Annotated in this window: 16 protein-coding genes; 12 read left to right on the top strand and 4 right to left on the bottom strand. The window is 41.7% G+C overall.

Annotated elements, in window-relative coordinates:
- The first annotated feature begins 11 nt into the window (after window positions 1–11).
- The 3 genes from BAA9072_RS14135 to wrbA all read left to right on the top strand — a co-directional run bounded on the left by BAA9072_RS14135 (window position 12) and on the right by wrbA (window position 2,204).
- A complete protein-coding gene (locus BAA9072_RS14135) occupies window positions 12–842 on the top strand; it encodes an aldo/keto reductase (RefSeq protein WP_201715334.1) in 831 nt (276 codons plus the stop codon).
- A 262-nt stretch (window positions 843–1,104) separates the two neighbouring features.
- Window positions 1,105–1,512 (top strand): DoxX family protein, encoded by a 408-nt coding sequence (locus BAA9072_RS14140; RefSeq protein WP_201715335.1) that lies wholly within the window; start codon window positions 1,105–1,107, stop codon window positions 1,510–1,512.
- 77 nt (window positions 1,513–1,589) lie between these two features.
- The gene (gene wrbA, locus BAA9072_RS14145; protein ID WP_201715336.1) at window positions 1,590–2,204 is read left to right on the top strand and encodes an NAD(P)H:quinone oxidoreductase; all 615 of its coding nucleotides are present in this window, start codon (window positions 1,590–1,592) and stop codon (window positions 2,202–2,204) included.
- Between the two features lie 148 nt (window positions 2,205–2,352).
- Here the strand turns inward: wrbA and BAA9072_RS14150 are convergent, their stop codons facing one another.
- Window positions 2,353–3,237, bottom strand: a complete 885-nt coding sequence (locus tag BAA9072_RS14150) for an RluA family pseudouridine synthase (RefSeq protein ID WP_201715337.1) — start codon at window positions 3,235–3,237, stop codon at window positions 2,353–2,355.
- 171 nt (window positions 3,238–3,408) lie between these two features.
- Here BAA9072_RS14150 and BAA9072_RS14155 point away from each other — a divergent pair, with 171 nt between their 5' ends.
- Window positions 3,409–3,810 carry a DUF5365 family protein gene (locus BAA9072_RS14155; protein ID WP_230980872.1) on the top strand — a complete coding sequence of 134 codons (402 nt, stop codon included), beginning with the start codon at window positions 3,409–3,411 and terminating at the stop codon, window positions 3,808–3,810.
- Between the two features lie 179 nt (window positions 3,811–3,989).
- On the opposite strand, the gene BAA9072_RS14160 is transcribed toward BAA9072_RS14155, so the two are convergent.
- Entirely contained in the window at window positions 3,990–4,463 is a 474-nt protein-coding gene (locus BAA9072_RS14160; RefSeq protein ID WP_201715338.1) for a thioredoxin family protein, read from the bottom strand.
- 1 nt (window position 4,464) lies between these two features.
- On the bottom strand, window positions 4,465–4,890 hold the full coding sequence (locus BAA9072_RS14165) for a disulfide oxidoreductase (RefSeq protein WP_201715339.1): 426 nt from the start codon (window positions 4,888–4,890) through the stop codon (window positions 4,465–4,467).
- Between the two features lie 168 nt (window positions 4,891–5,058).
- On the opposite strand from BAA9072_RS14165, the gene BAA9072_RS14170 reads away from it, so the two are divergent.
- The 6 genes from BAA9072_RS14170 (at window position 5,059) to BAA9072_RS14195 (ending at window position 13,157) form a co-directional block, all read left to right on the top strand.
- Complete coding sequence (locus BAA9072_RS14170; RefSeq protein WP_201715340.1) at window positions 5,059–6,732, top strand: glycoside hydrolase family 13 protein; 1,674 nt, start codon at window positions 5,059–5,061, stop codon at window positions 6,730–6,732.
- Window positions 6,733–7,049: 317 nt separating this feature from the next.
- A complete protein-coding gene (locus BAA9072_RS14175) occupies window positions 7,050–8,591 on the top strand; it encodes a bifunctional GNAT family N-acetyltransferase/carbon-nitrogen hydrolase family protein (RefSeq protein ID WP_201715341.1) in 1,542 nt (513 codons plus the stop codon).
- A gap of 309 nt (window positions 8,592–8,900) precedes the next feature.
- Complete coding sequence (locus BAA9072_RS14180) at window positions 8,901–10,652, top strand: phospho-sugar mutase (RefSeq protein ID WP_201715342.1); 1,752 nt, start codon at window positions 8,901–8,903, stop codon at window positions 10,650–10,652.
- A gap of 179 nt (window positions 10,653–10,831) precedes the next feature.
- A complete protein-coding gene (locus BAA9072_RS14185) occupies window positions 10,832–11,947 on the top strand; it encodes a GAF domain-containing sensor histidine kinase (RefSeq protein WP_201715343.1) in 1,116 nt (371 codons plus the stop codon).
- 13 nt (window positions 11,948–11,960) lie between these two features.
- Window positions 11,961–12,596, top strand: coding sequence for a response regulator (locus BAA9072_RS14190; RefSeq protein ID WP_201715344.1), 636 nt, complete (start codon window positions 11,961–11,963; stop codon window positions 12,594–12,596).
- A gap of 21 nt (window positions 12,597–12,617) precedes the next feature.
- Window positions 12,618–13,157, top strand: coding sequence for an NADPH-dependent FMN reductase (locus BAA9072_RS14195; RefSeq protein WP_201715345.1), 540 nt, complete (start codon window positions 12,618–12,620; stop codon window positions 13,155–13,157).
- 233 nt (window positions 13,158–13,390) lie between these two features.
- Here BAA9072_RS14195 and BAA9072_RS14200 read toward each other — a convergent pair whose 3' ends face one another.
- The gene (locus BAA9072_RS14200) at window positions 13,391–13,645 is read right to left on the bottom strand and encodes a YhdB family protein (protein ID WP_201715346.1); all 255 of its coding nucleotides are present in this window, start codon (window positions 13,643–13,645) and stop codon (window positions 13,391–13,393) included.
- A 167-nt stretch (window positions 13,646–13,812) separates the two neighbouring features.
- On the opposite strand from BAA9072_RS14200, the gene BAA9072_RS14205 reads away from it, so the two are divergent.
- Together BAA9072_RS14205 and BAA9072_RS14210 are read left to right on the top strand one after the other, a co-directional pair.
- On the top strand, window positions 13,813–14,112 hold the full coding sequence (locus BAA9072_RS14205; RefSeq protein ID WP_201715347.1) for a DUF3889 domain-containing protein: 300 nt from the start codon (window positions 13,813–13,815) through the stop codon (window positions 14,110–14,112).
- 256 nt (window positions 14,113–14,368) lie between these two features.
- Window positions 14,369–15,553, top strand: a complete 1,185-nt coding sequence (locus BAA9072_RS14210) for an MFS transporter (protein WP_201715348.1) — start codon at window positions 14,369–14,371, stop codon at window positions 15,551–15,553.
- Window positions 15,554–15,905: the final 352 nt, after the last annotated feature.

Here is a 15,905-nt window from a genome sequence, read left to right on the forward strand (position 1 = left end):
AGGGATGCAATATGTTGAGAAACTTACAGAGCACGAAGACATTACATAATGGAATTGAGATTCCTTATGTTGGTTTAGGAGTTTACCAAATGAAAGATCCGTCTGAAACGGTGCTGGCCGTTCGAACTGCGATCGAGTCAGGGTACCGCTCCATTGATACAGCGGCGATCTACGATAATGAAGAAGACGTGGGTCAAGGTGTAAAAGAAGGTGGAGTAGCGAGAGAAGAGCTTTTCATCACATCAAAAGTGTGGAATGGTGATCAAGGTTACGATACGACTATGAAAGCATTTGAAACCAGTTTGAAAAAGCTTGATATGGACTACCTGGATATGTATTTAATTCATTGGCCTGTAGAAGGGAAATACAATGATACGTGGAAAGCAATGGAGAGACTGCATAGTGAAGGATTGGTAAAAACAATCGGCGTCAGTAACTTCCATCCCCACCATCTTCAAGACTTAATGAAATACAGCAACGAAAAGCCTGTATTAAACCAAATTGAGTTACACCCTCGTTTAAATCAGGAAAAAATAAGAGAATTCTGTGCATCACAACATATCGCTGTAGAAGCGTGGTCACCAATCGCTCAAGGACGTGTATTGAACGAACCTACTTTGAACCACATCGCAGAGAAGCATGAAAAATCTGCAGCACAAGTGATTCTTCGTTGGCATCTTCAGAATGATGTCATCATCATTCCTAAGTCTGTTCATGAACACCGCATCAAGGAAAACGCAGATCTGTTCAACTTCGAGCTATCGATGGAAGAAATGAATCAAATCAATCAACTGAATCTCGACGAGCGCTTTGGTCCAGATCCAGACAACTTTGATTTCTAAATAGTACTTTGATCTCAAGAGGTCCGTTCCTGAACGGGCCTCTTTTTTAGACTCAACACTTTCATTAATTTTATAAAAAGGAATTGACAGGGAAGAGAAGAGTATTATACAATTATCTCGAAATCAAAATAATCACATTCGAGATAACCTGTCTCTCTTTTTTTATTATATATCTCAAGTTAAAGATAATGGATGTAAGAATAATTGAAACTGAAATGTTTGAAGGTAAATCTCGATGGGAAAACATAAAGGAGGAAAATTGATGACAGCATTAGCTGCATTTGGTTTATTGGTTATTCGTTTAGTTGTGGGACTGACATTTGCTGCCCACGGAACTCAGAAATTATTTGGGTGGTTCGGAGGTCACGGGCTCCAGGGAACAGGAGGTTTCTTTGAATCCATTGGAATCAAGCCTGGAAAAACGATGGCGCTCATCGCAGGAATTTCTGAAGTTGCAGGTGGATTATTATTTGCCGCAGGTTTCCTGACGCCATTAGCCGCATTGCTTATCATTGCCACGATGTTAGTAGCAATCGTGAAGGTTCACGGTGCAAATGGTTATTGGGTAACCCAAAATGGTACAGAATATAATGTGATGCTCATTGTTGTTGCACTTGGAGTAGCCCTTGTTGGCGCAGGGACATATTCAATAGATGCCATCCTATTTTAACTGATTTACCTGCAGTTTGAATTTGTGTTTCACCCATTTACTATATAAAAATCATGTTTAAAGGAGAGGTTTCAATTATGTCTAACGTAAAATTGGCAATCATGTACTACAGTTCAACAGGTACAAACTATCAAATGGCAAAATGGGCAGAAGAGGCTGCGAAGGAAGCAGGTGCTGAAGTGAAATTACTTCGTTTTGAAGAAACTGCACCAGAAGGAGCGATTGCCTCCAACCCGGCATGGGAGAAGCATTACAATGAAACGAAAGATATCGTACCAGTAGCAACCCTCGATGACCTTGAGTGGGCAGACGCTTATCTTTTCAACGTCCCAACCCGGTTCGGAAACGTGCCTTCTCAAGTTAAAGCTTTCCTGGATACGACAGGAGGCCTTTGGTTCAATGGCAAACTGGCAAACAAAGTAGTGAGCGCCACCTCATCTGCAAGTAATTCGCACGGTGGACAGGAGCAAACGGTTCTGGCACTTTACACAACCATGATGCACTGGGGTGCCATCATCGCAGCGCCTGGATACACTGATCAATCAAGCTTTACGACTGGTGGGAACCCATATGGAACAAGTGTAACGGTGGATCAGGAAGGCAATATGGTTGAATCTGTAGAACCTGCTGTGAAACACCAAACCCGTCGTACGATCCAAATCGCCGGAGCAGTGAAAAATGGATTGAAATAATGCAAAAAAACCTGGTCACTCGTGAGAAGTGACCAGGTTTTATTTTGTGATTCTTGTTTCTAAGTAAAGTTTTATTCTCATGCGTACAAAATGAGAACAAAAATGCTAGTTTGAATTGAAAGTTGTTCCTCTTTAGACCAGCACTCCATCACAGCCCTACATTATCCACGCACTGAGCTTCACAGTCGATCATCTCACCCGTCAGGGGATGAGGAAAAGATATACGTGCCGCATGCAGTGCCTGTCTATTGAAGATCGGCTTTCCACCATATAATGTGTCGCCAACCAAAGGGTGACCGATGTGACTCATATGCACGCGAATTTGATGGGTTCGGCCAGTATCAAGCTGTACTTCGACCAGTGTATATGAATTTCTAAAATCCATTACTTTGTAATGAGTGACTGCTTCCTGACCGGAAGAGGAAACCCTTCTTCTCGTATTGTGATGTCGATCCCTGCCAATTGCTTCAGCAATGGTGCCTCTTTTCTGTTTCAACCGGCCATGTACCAAGGCGTGATACGTACGCTTGATTTGGCGTTCTGCAAGAAGCCGGTCAAGAATCGCTTTACATAATGGGTGTTTTGCAAAGATCATCGCACCTGATGTATCACGGTCCAAACGGTGTATATGCAAAACGCGGCATCTCTCCCCCTTGGCCTGATGATGGAAAGCGACAAGATTGGCCAGGGTATCCGTTTCTTCAGGTTGATTAGGGTGAGTATCGATCCCTGCCGGTTTGTTGACGACAATCAAATGTTCGTCTTCAAACAACACCTCTAATTCTCCGTAGGTTGGAAGGACATCGTATTCTACGTCCTTAAATAAACGAATCTGTAGAACATCTCCAGTTGAAAGAGTTTCAGTCCAAGGGATCAATTCTCCATTCACCTTGATATCCCCCTCCATTCTCATAGAATGAACCAATTTTTTAGGCGCCTGCCAGTGTTTTCTAAGAATTGTTTCAATCGTTACATTTTTCCATTTATCTGGAATAACTAGGTCGAATCGTTCGCCTTTTTTCCTTGTTTTCATCAAAAAACTCCTTTAGATGACAAAAATCTTATACTTATATGGGTATTTACTCCCACCATAGCTCCTATTCAACCCAATTCATGGGTATAATTACCACGCTGTTGGTTCTACTTCTATGTTATCCTTAATATATCTATTACAGGAAGATTACAACCATTACAAAGGTGGGTTATGATGGTGAAAGTTTTACTAGCATCAACACATGAACAGGAAGATAAAATACAAGAGCTTATACAGTACATGTATTGTACTATTTTCCCTGATTATTTCACAGATGATGAAATTGAACAATTCGATGATATGGAAGTATTACATACGACGACGAGAAACATTGAATATTTCGGGACTCTTAAGGAAGCATTTCAGGTGATTTCAAGCCTGCAAACGTTGATTTCTATCGTTGAAAGCGGCTCAAAGGAAGAAGTATATGAAGAGATGTTCTATCACAATGCCGGGATCCTTCAAAGTTTTGGCATGTTCTTTCCTTTATCGTATGATCAGTTTACTGAAGAATCGGATTGTAGGCATAATCTAAGTATTTACTCGAGAGCGGATAACCAACTGCTTGTGTAAAAAGTGTTACGTCGTTAAAAGTTAGACACTTTAGAAAATTCGTATAAACATGTTTGAAAGATAACTGTAAGGGGAAAGTAGCTTGTAATAAGTTAATCATGAAGATACATTGTATCTTCATCTTGAAATTCCTCCTCATTTGAAAGGGGCTGACTCGTGGAAAAGTCAGCCCCTCTTTTTTATTCTGCTTTCACGTTCTCTTCGAAAAATGATTTGAAATCTTCCTCAGGATGCTCTCCTACGATTCTCGCCACTTCTTTTCCATCTTCGTAATGTACAAGTGTGGGGGTAGCTTCGATTCCATACTGATCCCACCCTTGTTCGAATTCGAGAAGATTATACTGTACCATGTCCACTCCCATATCTTCGGCCAGAGGAGCCAGGGTAGGGGTCGTTCGTTTACAGTGGATACAAGTAGAACTATAGAAGTAAACGGTTGCTTCTTCTTTATTCTTTAATGTTTCTTCCAGCTCTTCTGGAAGAATAACATTCTGGTAGTTCGGGTCATCCAGAAGTTCAACGGTTGCCGGGTCCAGTTTCTCTTTCTTGAATTTATTTCCTTCCGCTTTTTGACTGTTCTGAACGCTTGTGATGATGGCGATGGCTGCGAATAGTCCGACTATCGCCACCAGAAATATGATGATTTTCTTCAATCTATTTGTCCTCCTTTATCGCTTTTAAAACCATTACACTTGAAATGAAGATGATGGTGAAACCCGTGAGCGCAAGAAACGGGATCGTGACAAAACCGAACAGGTTGATGTATTCACCTGTACATGGGACACGGCCGCAGGCTGGAGCGCTTTCTGTTAAGAATGTAACTTTTTGAATAGAGTAGTGATAAATGGAAATGAGAAGGCCGATACCGGAAAAAATGGTAGAATATAATGCCACTTGAAAATCTTTTCGTACATAGGCAACTCCTAATAGAATCACCATCGGATACATTAAAATACGCTGATACCAGCATAATTCGCATGGCTCATATTTCATGATTTCAGAGAAATATAAACTTCCCATCGTTGCAATCAAGGAAGAGGCCCACGCAAGGAATAACAGAGAATCTGCTTTTTTATTCATATAGAATTCCTTTCTACATATATTCTATCAAATTATAGTATGTTATTATTATAAAAGTAAAATGAGAAAACTTTATGAAGAAATATGATATTTTTTTAACGATTTGTGCAAACGGTTGCAAAAACCGCTTGCTTGATTCCAACGGATCTTACAGGAGGAAAGACACATATGACAAAAAAGTGGTGGAAAGAATCGGTCGTCTATCAAATTTACCCTCGCAGCTTCATGGATTCAAACGGTGATGGTATTGGTGACATTCAAGGAATTATTTCTAAATTGGATTATTTAAAGAAACTGGGGATTGATGTGGTCTGGTTATCTCCTGTTTATGAGTCTCCTAATGATGATAATGGGTATGATATAAGCAATTATAAAAAAGTCTTGGATGAATTCGGCACTATGGCTGATTGGGAAGAGATGCTTCAGGAAATGCATAAGCGGGATATGAAGCTTGTCATGGATTTAGTGGTGAATCATTCTTCCGATGAGCATGGATGGTTTGTGGAATCAAGGAAATCAAAGGATAATCCATACCGTGATTATTATATTTGGCGAGAAGGGAAAGACGGAAAAGAGCCGAATAACTGGGAGTCCGTATTTAGCGGTTCTGCCTGGGAGTATGATGACTCAACAGGAGAATATTTCCTTCATATCTTTTCCAAAAAACAGCCCGATCTGAATTGGGAGAATCCTAAACTCCGTGAGGAAATCTATGACATGATGAAATTCTGGTTACATAAAGGAATCGATGGATTCCGGATGGACGTCATCAACTTTATTTCAAAGGTTCCAGGATTGCCTGATGCACCGAATCCAGAGGGGAAATCGTTTGCCTCAGGTCATGAATACTTTATGAATGGTCCACGCATCCATGAATTCCTTCAAGAAATGAACCGGGAAGTCCTCTCACACTATGACATCATGACAGTTGGAGAAATGCCTGGTGTGACACCGGATGAAGCCGTCCTTTATACCGGGGAAGACAGGGATGAACTGAATATGGTATTCCAGTTCGAGCATATGGATGTGGATTCAGGACCAGGAGGAAAATGGGATGTGATTCCATTTGACTTGGTAAAATTGAAAACGATCTTGACGAAGTGGCAAACGGGACTTCATGGAAAGGGCTGGAATAGTCTTTACTGGAACAACCATGATCAGCCGAGGATCGTGTCAAGACTCGGTGACGATGGGGAATATCGCGTGAAGTCGGCGAAAATGCTTGCTACCCTCCTTCACCTCATGCAGGGTACTGCTTACATTTATCAGGGAGAAGAACTCGGGATGACCAATGTCCGTTTCTCTTCCATTGATGAATACATGGATATCGAAACACTGAACATGTATCGTGAGAAGCGGTCACAAGGGAAGGATCACCATGAGATCATGAAGTCCATTTATGTAAAGGGAAGAGACAATGCCAGGACTCCCATGCAGTGGAATAGCAACAACCATGGCGGCTTCACGGTAGGAGAGCCATGGATTAAAAGCAATCCGAACTATAAAGATATCAACGCTGAAGAAGCTTTACAAGATCCCGGGTCTGTCTTTTTCCATTATCAAAAATTGATCTCACTTCGGAAAGAGCATGAAATCATTCCATACGGAACTTTTGAACTTCATTATGCCGATCATCCTTCCGTATATGCGTACACTCGGGCATATGGAAACGAGAGGATTCTGGTCCTTTGTAACGTATCAGGTGATCAGCAGGTCATCGAAAACATTGCTTCTTTTGACACCACAAAGGCTGATGTTTTGATCACAAACGAAGAACAGCATAGTAAAGATGCATTTACGTTAAAGCCATGGGAGGCCACAGCATACTATCTTAAAGGGTAATGTAAGAGGTAGGGACAAAAGGGTTGCAGTCAAAGGGAAACCGAACGAATTCTGTTTTTAAAATTGAATTCGTTCGGCTTTTATTGTTTTTGCACAAGCATATACAATGTTTATAGCTGGTTCTGGCTGTTGAATGGAGTGCAAAACGAAGACTCTTTTTGATTGATCAACTCCGTCTGCACGTCCATTAATTCATATTTCTTCAAATCTTCCACCCCCCTTTGCTAAAATAAAAGAAATGCACTGTCATGAACTTCGTTTAAAAGTGCACTATAAGGGTATATAATTCAGGTATTTGATGAAGGAGTCGATCATAGATGGCAGAAAAACTAGACTTATCACAGTTTGAAAAGAAAATGATCATTCGTCCTATGGAGCATAAGGACATTAAAGATATTATCAACATGCAGTCTGTCTGTTTCCCTGGTATGGATCCATGGAAGGTGGAGCACCTGGAAAGTCATCTGGAAGTATTTCCCGAAGGTCAACTGGTGGCAGAATTAGATGGGGAAATCATCGCATCATGCTCAAGTCTGATCATTAACTTTGACGAGTATGATGATCGCCACACATGGGATGATGTTACGGATAATGGCTACATAACGAATCACAACCCCGATGGCTATAACTTATACGGAATCGAAGTGATGGTGCACCCGGATTACAGACGCATGAAGGTAGGGCATCGTTTGTATGAAGCAAGAAAGGACCTTGCAAGGCAGTGGAATTTAAAAAGTATCATCATAGGGGGACGCATCCCGAATTATCACAAGCACTCTGAAGAAATGTCTCCAAGAGAGTACGTAGATTCAGTAGGGCGTCACAAGATTTATGATCCCGTCCTTTCATTCCAGCTACTGAATGGCTTCACCCTGATGAGAATCAATCCGAACTATTTACCTGACGACAAGCGTTCTCATAAATATGCCACTCTGATGGAATGGAATAATGTCGATTACCGCCCTTCGAGCAAGCGCCACTTCAAAACGAGCTATCCCGTCCGGATTTGTGTCGTTCAATATATGATGAGAAAGATCAGTTCATTTGAAGAGTTTGCGAATCAGGTGGAATATTTCACGGATGTAGCTTCTGATGCGAAATCCGATTTCGTAGTGTTCCCTGAAATCTTCACCACACAGCTTATGTCGTTCTTGAACATTCAGTCACCAAGCCTTGCTGTAAGAAGATTGACAGATTTCACAGAGGATTATATTGAATTATTCACAGATCTCGCTGTTCGGTACAACATCAATATTATTGGGGGATCACACTTCGTCAAGGAAGAAAACGACGAAATTTACAATATTGCCTATCTCTTCCGCCGTGATGGGACGATTGAGAAGCAATACAAAGTTCATATCACACCGAATGAACGAAAATGGTGGGGAATCAGCCCTGGAGACTCTGTACGGGTATTTGATACGGATTGTGGGAAGATCGCGATCCAAATCTGTTATGATATTGAGTTCCCAGAGCTTGCACGCATCGCAACAGATAAAGGGGCTAAGATCATCTTCACCCCTTTCTGTACAGAGGATCGTCAGGGCTATCTGCGTGTCAGATATTGTGCACAGGCCCGTGCTGTGGAGAATCAGATCTATACAGTCATTTCCGGTACTGTCGGAAATCTTCCACAAACGGAAAACATGGACATTCAATACGCTCAGTCCGGCATCTTTGCTCCGTCGGACTTCGAATTTGCCCGGGACGGAATCGTGGGGGAAACCAATCCGAACATTGAAATGGTCATGATCGGTGACGTCGACCTGGAAGTTCTTCGCCGCCAGCGCCAATCAGGGACAGTCCGACAACTGAAAGACCGACGCCATGATGTCTATGGCGTGCACTACAAAAAATAAGGCAAATAAGAAAGGCCCCGCTGATTTGCTCAGTGGGGTTTCTATTTCAGTAAAGAGAATTGCTTTATATAGATGTACTGTTACGACTCAGTAAACTCACCAAAAAAATAGAGAATAGTAGGGACAATACAACCAGAAATTAACGTCACCCACATTTTCAAAAGTACCCAAAAGTGCTAATTCTTTAAAGAAAAGTTATGCTAAAATAAAGTTTAAGCGAATCCTGTCGACAACTGACGGATTGTTTTAGAAGGAATTCTACAATATATGATAGAATTCATTATTATACAGCATTAGGAGGGGATCGTTTTGAGTTGGAAAACATCTTGGGAAAAATGGAGCAGCTACTTACGTCTGGATGAAGAAGTCAATGAACTCTTAGAGTCAATGAAAGACGATGAGAAGACCTTAGAAGACGCATTCTACAAAAATCTTGAATTCGGTACAGGTGGTATGAGGGGAGAAATCGGTCCTGGAACCAATCGAATGAACATCTATACAGTGAGAAAAGCGTCCGAAGGATTAGCACGATACATAGAAGAACAGGGAGAAGAGGCTAAAAATCGCGGAGTTGTAATCGCTTACGACTCCCGATATAAATCACCTGAGTTTGCCATGGAGTCAGCGAAAACCCTCGCCACCCATGGTATCCAAACATATGTTTTCGATGAATTGAAGCCTACACCGGAGCTTTCATTTGCCTTAAGGCAGTTAAAGGCTTTCTCAGGCATAGTGGTAACGGCAAGTCATAATCCACCAGAATATAATGGATACAAAGTATACGGAGAAGATGGGGCACAACTTCCCCCACATGTAGCAGATGAAGTGATCGAGAAAGTAAATGCTGTTGAAAATGAATTAGAAATTCATGTAAAAACAGAAGAAGAACTAAAAGCGGCTGGCCTCATTAAGATGATAGGGGAAGAAATCGATGAAGCTTACCTTGAACAATTGATTTCAATTTCTGAGAAGCCGCAGATCGCCAAGGAAACCGATTTGAAAATCGTGTTTTCACCACTTCATGGTACAGCCTTAAAAATGGCTGAAACAGGTCTGAAAGCCTTAGGATATCAGCATGTTCACATCGTAAAGGAACAGGCAGTCCCGGATCCTGAGTTTACGACAGTAAAGTCTCCAAACCCGGAAGATAAAGCAGCATTTGAATATGCCATCCGTGACGGAAAGACAATGGACGCAGATATCCTGATTGCGACAGATCCCGATGCAGACCGATTAGGCGTAGCCGTAAAAGGAGAATCAGGGGAATACATCCTCCTTACTGGAAACCAGACCGGTGCCATCCTCCTCGATTATATCCTTGCCCGTAAACAGGAAAAGGACATGATTCCCAAAAACGGACGCGTATTCAAAACGATCGTCACTTCCGAATTAGGGCGTAAAGTCGCTGAGCATTATGGTGCTTCAGTCGAGGATGTACTGACAGGCTTTAAATTTATAGGTGAAAAAATCAAGAAGTACGAAGAAACCGGTGAATATTCATTTTTATTCGGATATGAAGAAAGCTATGGTTATCTGATCGGCGACTTCGCCCGGGATAAAGATGCCATTCAAGCGGTATTGATGGCATCAGAAGCGGCTGCTTATTATAAAAGAGAAGGTAAAACGCTATACGATGTCTTAAATGAATTATTCCAGAAACACGGTTTCTACCAGGAAGGGCTGAAGAGTTTAACTCTTAAAGGAAAAGAAGGAGCCGAACAAATTCAGGGTATCCTGAAGGACTTCAGAAATGAACCATTGAAAGAAGTGGGTGGCATACGTGTTGTGTCCTCAGAAGACTACAAAGTAAGTGAAAGAGTGAATTTAGTAACGGGTGAAGAGGCGGCCATACATCTCCCTTCTTCAAATGTATTAAAATATTTCCTTGAAGACGGATCTTGGATTTGTTTACGTCCTTCAGGAACAGAACCGAAAATCAAATTTTATTTCAGCGTGATAGGTGAAACCCAACGTGACAGTGATCAAAAATTAAAGTCCCTCGAGGAAGCTATCATGTCGAAAGTGGAAACGATGATCAGGTCGTCTGTAGGAGAAGCATAACAGGTGCTAAATTCGTACTAAAAAACAAGAGATGTGTTTCATGCATCTCTTGTTTTTTGAATTGAAATGGGAACGTGTGTTTTCAGACAAAGGTCGTAGAACATCTCATTCTTTTTGATAATCCCGGTTTTGTGTAAAATCTATATACTATTAGTGTATGATCGGAAAGGACGATGAACATGAATAAGGAATCCCTTTCAAATATTGAGCTTTTGAAAGAGATAGCCGAATTGTTGAATAATGAAACAGAGATTGCTTGCATGCTTTCTGGTGCATTGAAAAAGCTGATCGGTGGCTCAAGCTTTACCACGGGCTGGATCTTTTTCATTGAAGAGGAAGGAAGTCATGAGCTTGTAGCTTATGAAAATCTGCCTGACTCCCTCTCGGATCGAAAATGTGAGCTGATGAATAAGGGAGGCTGCTGGTGTGTGAATCGCTTCCGAAAAGGGAAACTCACCAAAGCATCCAATATTATTGAATGTCAAAGAATCGAGCAGGCCATCGAAGAGAATAGGGGGGCAACAGATGATATCACATATCATGCAACGGTTCCCCTGCAGTCCGGAAATGAGTCCTTCGGGTTGTTGAATGTGGCAGCTCCGAATAAAACCCACTTTTCTACGGATGAACTCGCGCTTCTTGAATCGGTAGCCTTCCAAATTGGCTCGGCCATTAAACGCATTTTGTTAACGAAAAAGGAACAGGAAGTCGCGTTGATTGGAGAGCGGAACCGGTTGGCAAGAGATCTTCATGATTCGGTAAGCCAATTGTTATTTTCCCTTACATTAACAGCAAGGGGGGGAGCTGAAATGGCGGAGACCGAAGATGTAAAGAATACTTTCAAAACGATTCAAGGTTTGGCACAGGAAGCGTTAACGGAGATGAGGGCCCTCATCTGGCAATTAAGACCCCATGGCCTTGAAAATGGAGTGGTAGACGCTGCAAAAGGATATGCAGAAATGCTTGGATTAACCTTGGAAACGAAAATAGGGGGTGTCATTTCTTTAAGCTCTAAAATAGAAGAAGCGCTGTGGCGAGTCAGTCAGGAAGCATTGAATAATTGTAAAAAGCATTCCGGTGAGGAAAAAATTCTTTATACACTGAAAAGTGAGTTGAAAACCATTTATTTAACGATTGAAGATAGAGGCTACGGATTTCAGTATGACAGGCAGCAATCCCTGCCTTCAGTGGGGATCCAAAGTATGAGAGAACGTGTGAAAAGCATCGGAGGTACATTTTCTATCGACAGCAAGCTTGGAAAAGGGACAGTCATTTCAGTTCAAATACCGTATTAGGAGGTGCCTGGCAATGATTAGAGTTTTAATAGCCGATGATCACCATGTCGTACGAAGGGGATTGGTATTCTTTTTGAAGACCCAAAAGGACCTGGATATCGTCGGAGAAGCAAAAGATGGATTAGAAGCCGTTCGAATGGCTGGAGAGCTAAAACCTGACATCATATTGATGGATCTGATGATGCCGGTAATGGACGGGATCGAGGCGACAAAGGAAATTAAAAAAAATCAACCCGGCATTCAAATTCTGATGCTAACAAGTTTTTCTGATCAGAATCATGTGATACCGGCTATTGAAGCAGGAGCGGCAGGATATCAGTTGAAGGACATTGAACCCGATGAGTTAGTGAATGGCATCCGAAAACTCTTATCAGGGGAAAATTCCCTTCACCCGAAAGCAACCAATCATTTACTGACACGAATCTCAAAACAGGAGCCTCCCCATAGAATTCACGAGCTGACCAGGCGGGAGAAAGATGTTTTAATTGAGCTTACGAAAGGGAAGAGCAATAAAGAGATTGCTTCAAGCCTCTATATAACGGAAAAGACCGTCAAGACCCATATTTCTAACATTTTTTCCAAGCTGGAAGTATCAGATCGTACACAAGCGGCATTATATGCTGTAAAACATCAGTTGACCACAAATTAATATGGAAAGGGATTTTATGCCATGAGTATTGTAATTATTAACGGAAGCCCGAGAAAGCGCGGACGAACTGGAATTGTGTCAAGATTCATTTCTCGGACGTATGACTGTGATCTTATTGACTTAAGTGAAGGCACACTTCCTTTGTATACTGGCGAGCTGGAGCAATCGGAGCTGGCAGCCGTTCAATCACTCAAACAAAAAGTGAAGGAAGCTGACGCCGTCATTCTGGCTTCCCCTGAATATCACAGCGGGATGAGTGGCGCACTCAAAAATGCACTCGATTTCTTAAGCAGTGAGCAATTCGCCCATAAACCTGTGGCACTCCTTGCATGCGCAGGCGGAGGAAAGGGAGGCATCAACTGCTTGAACAACCTTCGCATCGTCGGCCGAGGTGTGTATGCTAATGTGATTCCGAAGCAGCTGGTCCTCGATCCTCATTGTTTTGATTATGAAGGGGACGGACTTTTGGAAGAACCTGCTGTACTAGTCGATGATTTGATGAAGGAACTGAAGGTGTATGTAAAAGCGGCCGAGCTGGTGAAAAGTGAAATTTCTTCTTAAAAACAGGCTGTTTTACGCACAACCTTTGCGAAAATAGCCAAAAATAAAAATCGGCATATTGTGCCGGTTTTTTATTTGGTTTATTTTTAATGTAAGAAAATTTGGTAAGAAGGCACACTCCTTTGTAATGTACACGGTGAATGCGTCAAGTATATCTATACCATCCAAAATAATAGAAGCTGATCCAATAGTGTATACTAATTGGATCAGCCGTAGGTGGAATTCTCTTTTTGCTACATCTCTGCAAAGGTTTCCTCAAGTGGTTGCTCGACACTATAGGTGAAGTTTGCATGTTCAATATATCGTAAAAGCGTATAGAGGTTACGCTCTACAACCGTGTAATCTTTTGAGTAATGATACGCATGTAAGAAATGTTCTATTCTTTTCGAAAGAAGGTCATCTTTCGTTCTCACCATGAGGATCAGCAGGTTATCCCATTCTGATCGATGAGTGTAATACAAGGCCCGATCGTAGTCGACTTTGTTCACTTGGTTTCCCTCCTTTTGAAGGGGTACTTCTATTGTGTGGAGAAAACCTCATTTATTTCTCTGTAAAAGTTGGTTATGTTGCAAATGCTCGTTTTCCTTCTATTGGGTGAATAAAACCGAATTTTTAATTCATCCTATGTAATGAAACGTAAACAGGGGTGATAAAAATGAAGAAAGCTTTCGTAATCTTATCAACTTTATTTTTTCTATTGTCGAGTCAGGCACATGCCGAGCCTGCGGATTATCAAAAGTTTGGTCGTATTGCGACGGCAGTCATCAAGGAGGACTATCCTGGACAGCCTCTAAAGGATTATCAGTATATGGGCCGTCAGAAAATGTCGGAGAACAAAGTCTCTGATGCATTTGAATTTACCGTGCAAGAAAACAATGCAGAGAAAAAAGTTGTCGTTGTCGTTGTGCACAATCTCGATAATGAAAAGGTACTTAATATTTCGGTGAAGGAATAACTTGATCAGATTAAGTCTTCTTTGATAAGAAGGCTTTTTTTTAATGGGGTCTAACGGTATGATAATAATGACAGAAAAAATCTGCACTCATACTTCATGGTGTTGATAAAATAAAGTATTCACTGCAAAAAAAACGCCGATTTGCTAGAATGAATGCATACATCATTCGTTTGTGATTTTGAAAGGGGATTTTTGTTCCGATGTGATGCTCATCTTTTCTAACCTATATAAAAACTAAATAAAGGGAGGAAGAGATATGCATTCCAATGCATTTAAAAATCTGTGGTTTGGTCAAGCACTGGCCAATATGGGGGATGTTTTCTATATCGTAGGGCTGATCTCCCTTGTGTACAATCTAACAGGATCCGCTGTTTACATGACGGCTGTTCCTTTAGTCATTACGTTTTCGAGATTTATCAGCAGTATGGCAGCTCCTCTATTGTTGAATCGTACCCAAATGAGAAGTTTAATCGCATATTCTCAAATGGGAAAGACGTTCTTCCTATGCTTTTTCCTCTTGATGTTGGTACTCAACATCGGGAATGTGTGGTTCTATTTGGTATGTGCCAGTATCATTTCTTTTTTGGATGGGTGGGCACTTCCAGCGAGAAATTCTTATGTGCCATTTCTGGTGAAGCGGGAAGAGCTTATGGGGGCGAATGGGTTTCTCTCTACAGTCGATCAGACGATTCAATTTTCAAGTTGGGCGCTGGGAGGAATTCTTTTAGCACTACTGAGTGAAACGAATCTTTTTATTATTGTAATTCTCTTGTTTCTGGCAAGCACCTTTTTCATGCTGAGGCTGCCGGTTATTCCAAGTACCACGTTGGAAGTCCGCAAGGTTTGGTGGCAGCAGCTTGGCGAGGGCTGGTCGGAAGTGAAAAGGCGTAAAGGGCTTCTTCCTGTTTTTTGGATTTACGGATTGGAGTCGATCTCAGGTACAGTCTGGATCGCAGCTGTACTCTATTTGTATGTTGATTTAAAGCTTCAGCGAGGGGAAGAGTGGTGGGGCTTCATAAACTCCAGCTTTTTTGTCGGACTGGTCCTTGCCTCATATGCAATATTTAAGTTCCATGGATTCTTTTCAAAGCATCGGCACAAGTGGCTTCCGGTCTGTATGATTGTAACTTCAGGTGTTACCTTTGTGTTTGCCTGGAACAAGATGGCCCTCCTTGCACTCGTCTTGTCCTTTGTGTTCGGATTGTTTGATCAGATTAAGAATGTTGTGCTGCAAACGTATTTGCAGGAAAGTGCACCTCCCGAGGAACTCGGGAAGATTTATGCTGCAGAAGGAGCATTAACAACCCTGCTGTTCGGGTTATCCTCGGTGGGAGTCGGATTGCTTCTGGAAGTGTTAAGTATCTCAACGATATTTTCCCTGTCTGCGCTCTTGCTTCTCAGTACCCTCATTCCTGTGCTGTATCTGCAAAAGAATATGTAAGCATAAGTTGATAATGAGGGCTGGGACATTACTTAATCAAGCCAATCCCTATTTATCAGAAGAAAAAGAGCACCTGGAGCGGATATCAATCACTACACGCTTCTCAAAAATAAAAATGTTTACGAAGACAGCCTAAATAATAAAAATCCGAACGACTTCGAATTTTCTAAAAGAATTTCGAATGATCGTTTGGATTTTTCTTTGACTAAAACACTTTTCTCTCAGCATCACCCTCCTTTTTCGTGTTTGGTCTTATGCTTGTCGGGCCAGCCCAAGCCGCCTCCGCTTTTCATTGTCCAGCTCCGGCAGCTAGTCCCTCGAGGTCATAAGTCAAGGTCGCCAAAAAGGCAAA

This window comes from Rossellomorea arthrocnemi (assembly GCF_904424705.1).
GTDB classification, from domain to species: Bacteria; Bacillota; Bacilli; order Bacillales; family Bacillaceae_B; genus Rossellomorea; species Rossellomorea arthrocnemi.